The organism is Pseudomonas sp. UBA6276 (assembly GCF_002438365.1).
GTDB classification, from domain to species: Bacteria; Pseudomonadota; Gammaproteobacteria; order Pseudomonadales; family Pseudomonadaceae; genus Aquipseudomonas; species Aquipseudomonas coleopterorum.
The window spans coordinates 56,921-62,846 of the sequence record NZ_DJUS01000130.1 but is presented as its reverse complement, the minus strand read 5'-3'; the positions used below and the strand labels follow the sequence as shown (position 1 = coordinate 62,846).

4 protein-coding genes and 1 pseudogene (1 of these 5 only partly in view) are annotated in these 5,926 nt (G+C 62.4%); 3 read left to right on the top strand and 2 right to left on the bottom strand.

From position 1 onward, the window contains the following. The coding region (locus B2V21_RS15525) for an AAA family ATPase (protein ID WP_286917323.1) at nt 1-1,328 on the bottom strand (1,328 nt) is incomplete at its 3' end. A 225-nt stretch (nt 1,329-1,553) separates the two neighbouring features. On the opposite strand from B2V21_RS15525, the gene B2V21_RS15520 reads away from it, so the two are divergent. The 3 genes from B2V21_RS15520 (at nt 1,554) to B2V21_RS15510 (ending at nt 4,670) form a co-directional block, all read left to right on the top strand. After that, the gene (locus tag B2V21_RS15520) at nt 1,554-2,042 is read left to right on the top strand and encodes a DUF3015 domain-containing protein (protein WP_043192793.1); all 489 of its coding nucleotides are present in this window, start codon (nt 1,554-1,556) and stop codon (nt 2,040-2,042) included. Nucleotides 2,043-2,111: 69 nt separating this feature from the next. Beyond that, nucleotides 2,112-3,965, top strand: coding sequence for a DUF4105 domain-containing protein (locus B2V21_RS15515; RefSeq protein ID WP_286917322.1), 1,854 nt, complete (start codon nt 2,112-2,114; stop codon nt 3,963-3,965). A 207-nt stretch (nt 3,966-4,172) separates the two neighbouring features. Then, on the top strand, nt 4,173-4,670 hold the full coding sequence (locus B2V21_RS15510) for a GreA/GreB family elongation factor (protein ID WP_056844074.1): 498 nt from the start codon (nt 4,173-4,175) through the stop codon (nt 4,668-4,670). 63 nt (nt 4,671-4,733) lie between these two features. Here B2V21_RS15510 and ettA read toward each other — a convergent pair. After that, nucleotides 4,734-5,926: pseudogene (ettA, locus tag B2V21_RS15505) on the bottom strand (energy-dependent translational throttle protein EttA) (it continues 455 nt past the right edge of the window).

The window sequence follows — 5,926 nt, the reverse complement described above, 5'->3', positions numbered from 1 at the left end:
ACGCGGAACATCTCCTGGAAGTCGGGATCGTGGTCCTGCAGCGCGTAATACAGCTGACGAGCGCCGATGATGATGACTTTTACCTGCAAGGGAATCATCTGCGGTGTCAGCGTGACGGTGGCCAGGCGCCCGAACTCGCCCAGTGGCGATTCCATCTTCAGCTTGCGCGATTGCAGGGCGCGCTTGAGCGCATCCCAGACGAAGGGTTCACCCAGCATCTTCTCGGCTTCAAGGATCAGGAAGCCACCGTTGGCGCGGTGCAGTGCGCCGGGGCGCAACTGCTTGTAGGTGGTGTAGAGCGCGCCCTGATCGGTGCTGTATTCGATCCGGCCGAACAGGTTGTCGTAGGTGGGGTGCGGTTCGAACACCACCGGCGCGCCACCGCTCTGGTGGTGACCGACAACCAGGCTGGGGCTGTACTGTTCTTCCAGCAGCTTGCGGGCCTGGGCGTCGGCCTTGCTGTCATCGACCAACTGCTCGACCACGGTCTTGAGCAGGTTGACCTGGATGGCCTGCAGGTAGCCGCACACGGCGGCGTTCTCGGCATACTTTTCCGACAACGGCGCCAGCAGCGGTTGCAGGGCCAGGGTGATGGTCTCTTCGTTGAGCTGACGCAACTGGTTGCTCGACTCGCGCTTCCACTGCGGCAGGCTGGCCAGTTCTTCGTTGAGACGCTCTTCCAGATTGGAAATATCGGTGTGAAAACGCTCGCGGTCAGCTTCGGGCAACTGGGCGAATTCGGCTTCGTCCAGGGCCTTGCCGTCGAGCATCGGGGTAAAGGCGATGTTGCTGCTGTCGCGGTACAGGGCGATGTCCTTTTCCAGCGACAGCTTTTCGATCACATCCAGGGCGCGGTCATAGCGCTGATTGAACGCACGGTCGATGGCGCTCTTGCGTTGCTGGTAGGACGGGTGCTCGAACACCGCCGGGAAAGTCGCCAGCAGGTTGTCGATGAGTGCACCGATGTCGCCGATGAAGGCGCCGGCGCTGCCGGGCGGCAGTTCGAGGGCGCGGGGTTCGCGCGGCTCGTCGAAATTGTTGACGTAGACCCAGTCGGCCGGGGTCTGCAGGCGCTTGCCTTCGGCCTTGAGGTAGCGTTTGACGAACGAGAAGCGGCCGGTGCCGGGCTCGCCCATGACGAATACGTTGTAGCCGGGGCGCGGCATGGCGACACCGAACTGCAATGCCTCGACGGCGCGTTCCTGACCCAGTACGCCACGAAAGGGCTCCAGGTCGTTGGTGGTGGTGAAGTTGAACTGTTCAGCTGAAAACGGGCGGGTCAGTGCCTCGGGCGCAAGACGCAGGCTGGCAGCTACAGAATCGGGCATCGGGCATCCTTACTTCGGCGGGACAGATGCTGTCATTCTGGGCGCTTCTGTAGCGACGGCGCAAGCTGCACCGGGGCTTGCCGAGCGAGGCTGCAACTTAGTCATTTCGTGCGGAACTGCAACGCTTGCCTAAACTCCAAGTTACGCGGTCGGCCCAATAACCGACCCGTCCTGGTTCGCCAGGCATTAGACCCTCAGTAAGCACATCAAAAAGAGAACAACGCTATGAAACGGATTCTGCTGGGTACTCTGTTCGCCGCCGTCTCGATCAACGCCATGGCGCAAGCGCCCGGTGGTCCGGATTGCGGTTGGGGCAACATGTTGTTCGAAGGCCAGCGCGGCACGCCTGCGCACTTCCTGGCTTCCACCACCAACGGCACTTCGGGCAACGCCACCTTCGGCATGACCTCGGGCACCAACGGTTGCTCGACCAACGCGGCACTGACCTACGGCGGTAAATCCTGGATTGCCATGAATGGCATGATGGACGAGCTGTCCGAAGACATGGCCAAGGGCCAAGGCGAAGCACTGACCACCTATGCCGTGGTACTGGGCGTCGCTCCCGAAGACCGTGCCTACTTCCAGTCGGTCACCCACGAGCACTTCCAGCAGATCTTCAGCAGCGCCGACAGCACCGCTGAAGACGTGCACAGCAACACCATCGCTGTTCTGAAAAACGATCCACGTCTGGCCAAATACGCCACCCAGGCTTAAGCTCGACCCGCCCGCTCCTTTCGGGGCGGGCATCCCCCCTTTCCGATTTCGCCGAACTAGTTGCCGACCATGCTCAAACGCCTTGCCTCCCTGGCGCTCTGTGTGTGCGCCCCGCTGCACGCCGCTCCGCACATCGACGCTCAGCGTCTGCAACAATTGGCGAACGATCCCTACTGGATTTCTGTCGGCCACTACGAGCGCGGCAAGCTCGGCGGCTGGCGCAGCTATGTCGATGACCGCAAATTCTTTCTGGCCGACGACGGCGCGCACCATCCGGACGCCGAACTGCAGGCTACGCTGCAGGCGATCTATGCACCTGCGGCCACCGGCGACAAGCATGCGCAGTGTGTGTTTCCTGCGCGCACCCGCTGGCTGCGGCAACAGCTGGGTCTGACTGACCTACCGAACGTGGAGTGTGCCGAATTCACCAAGTGGTTCTCGGACGTGGCGCCCCACAGCGCCGTGCTGATTTTCCCGGCGGCGTACCTGAACAGCCCTTCCTCGATGTTCGGCCATACCCTGTTGCGCATCGATCAGGCCGATGTGCAGAGCAACAACACTGCCTTGCTCAGCTATGCGATCAACTTTGGCGCCTATGTCGAAGGCAGCGACAACAGCATTCTGTACGCCTGGAAGGGGCTGGCTGGCGGTTATCCGGGCTTGTTCGCCCTGGTGCCCTACCAGGAAAAGCTCTCCGAGTACCGCAGCCTGGAAAACCGCGACCTGTGGGAGTACCGGCTCAACCTCACACCTGAAGAGACCGGGCGCATGGTCGAACATGTGTGGGAACTCAAGCAGGTGCAGTTCGATTATTTCTTCTTTGACGAAAACTGCTCGTATCGCCTGCTCGAACTGCTTCAGGTGGCCCGGCCGGGCCTGGACCTGACTTCGCAGTTCCCCCTGACCGCCATTCCCACGGACACCGTGAAAGCGGTGAAAGCGGCCGGCCTGGTCGAGAAGATCGATTACCGTGCGTCCCGCGAGCGGGAACTGCTCGAACGCGCCAAGCCGCTGGACAGCAGCGAGCAGCAATGGGTGCAGAAGATCGCCGCCGATACGGCGCAGATCGACAGCGAAGGCTTCCAGGCCTTGGGCAAGGATCGCCAGGCGTTGATCCAGGATGCCGCCTTCCGCTTGGAACGCTACCGGGCCACCGGCCAGGAGCGCGATCCGGCGCGGACCCAGCGCAGCTTTCAACTGCTGCGCGCGATCAATCGCAATCCACCACCGCCGCTGGCCATCGACCGTCCCGGCCTGCCCGAGGACGGCCATCAGTCGCGGACCTGGAGCGCAGGAGTCGGCACCCGCGGCGATACCGCGTTCGCCGAGTACGGCCTGCGCATGGCCTATCACGACCTCAACGACAACGCCGAAGGCTTTCCGCTGGGCGCGCAGATCGAGATTCTCGGCCTGAAAGTGCGCCAGTACGAAGGCAACAAATGGCAGGTGCAGCAGCTGGATCTGGCCACCATCCGCTCGCTGACGCCGCGCAACGAGCTGTTGCAGCCGCTGTCCTGGCAAGTGACCGGCGGCCTGGAACGGGTGCTGGGCAAACACGGTGACGAGAACCTGGTCTCCCATGTCAATGGCGGCGCCGGTGGCACCTGGCAGCTCAGCGAACAGGTGCTGGGCTTCGCCCTGGGCACGGTGCGGGTGGAGCACAACAACGACTTTGCCCAGTTCGTCGCGCCAGCGGCGGGATTCAACAGCGGTGTGCTGTGGAAGAACGCCCTGGGCAACTTCAGCCTCGAAGGCAAGGGCGACTACTTTGCCAATGGCGAGGTGCGCCGTAGCCTGAGCCTGAACCAGCAGTGGGAAGTGTCCCGCAACCTGGGGCTGCGCCTGAGCGCGCAACGCGATTTCAGCCATCTGAGCTCGCCACGCAACGAGGTCATGCTCGAGGTCAAGTGGTACCACTACTAGCCGGGTGCTCGGCTCTGCCTGGAAGCGTTCGAGGCAACGGTGGCGAATGCAACTATGACCGGATATTGCGGCCTAACCTGTACAAGCAGTGGTTACTGTAGGAGTCATGCTGGCTTGCGACACCTGGCTGCGGCCATGGGTTGTCTTTGGATTCGCGGCACTCCTGCGCTCAGGGCGATCAATACCGCCCCATAAGGGAGGAATATCATGAGCAGGGCATTCGTCAATGAAGACCACGCTGCCGCTCAGGCGACGCAACCCGTTGAACGCCTGATCAGCACCCAGCCCAACTACGTGACCGCCAGTGGGCTGGCCCAGCTGCAGGCGCGGGTTACGGAAGTGCAGATCCTGCAGGCCGAGCAGACGGCGATGGGCGAGCGCGCCGATCGCCAGCGCATGGCCGACCTGGAGCGGGACATGCGCTACTACCAGCACCGCCTGCAGCATGCTCAGGTGGTAGCGCCCATCACCTCTACGGCAAAAGTGCAGATCGGCAGCTGGGTTACGTTTGCCGACGATCAAGGTGTCGAGCAGCGTGTGTGCCTGGTAGGCGAGGATCAAGCGGATGCAGGCGTTGGCCTGATCAACTGGGCCTCGCCCCTGGGTCGGGCACTGTTGGGTGCGGAAGTGGGTGAAGAGCGCGTCTGGCGACGTCCGGCAGGCGACCTGACCGTGGAAATCACGGGTATTCAGACAGGGCCGTGAGCCCCTGACCGTCCACAATCGTCAGACAAAAAAATGGGGCCCTTTTCGGGGCCCCATTTTCATTTACGCCAGCTTCTTGTGACGAACACGGTGCGGCTGAGCAGCCGCCTCACCCAAGCGTTTCTTGCGATCGGCCTCGTACTCGGTGTAGTTGCCTTCGAAGAACACCGCTTGGGAGTCATCCTCGTAGGCCAGGATGTGCGTTGCCACGCGGTCCAGGAACCAGCGATCGTGAGAGATCACGATCGCTGCGCCCGGGAAGTCCAGCAAGGCTTCTTCCAGCGAGCGCAGGGTTTCCACGTCGAGGTCGTTGGACGGTTCGTCGAGCAGCAGGACGTTGCCACCCTCCTTGAGGGTCAGCGCCAGGTGCAGGCGACCGCGCTCACCACCGGACAGGTCCTTGACGAACTTCTGTTGATCGCCGCCCTTGAAGTTGAACCGGCCGACATAGGTGCGTGAAGGGATTTCGTAGTTGCCGATGCGAATCTGGTCGGAGCCGTCGGAAATCTGCTGGAACACCGACTTGCTGCCGTCCAGGTCGTCGCGGCTCTGGTCGACACAGGCCAGTTGCACGGTTTCACCGATTTCGATGGAGCCCGAATCCGGCTGTTCCTTGCCCATGAGCATGCGGAACAGGGTCGATTTACCTGCACCGTTACCGCCGATGACGCCGACGATCGCGCCCTTGGGCATGGCGAACGACAGGTTGTCGATCAGCACGCGGTCGCCATAGCCCTTGGTGACGTTCTTGAATTCGATGACCTTGTCGCCCAAACGCGGACCGGCCGGGATGTAGATCTCGTTGGTTTCCGAACGCTTCTGGAATTCCTGGGACTGCATTTCCTCGAAGCGCTGCAGACGCGCCTTGGATTTGGACTGGCGGGCCTTGGCGCCTTTGCGCACCCATTCCAGTTCTTCCTTCATAGCTTTTTCATGGGCCGACTGCTGCTTGGATTCCTGAGCCAGGCGATCGGACTTGGCTTCGAGCCAACCCGAGTAGTTGCCTTCGTAGGGGATGCCGGCGCCGCGGTCGAGCTCGAGAATCCAGCCGGCGACGTTGTCGAGGAAGTACCGGTCGTGGGTGATCGCCACCACGGTGCCGGGGAAGTCGTGCAGGAAGTGCTCCAGCCAGGCCACGGAGTCGGCGTCCAGGTGGTTGGTCGGCTCGTCGAGCAGCAGCATGTCGGGGGCCGACAGCAGCAGGCGGCACAGGGCCACGCGGCGCTTCTCGCCACCGGACAGGTGCTCGACCTTGG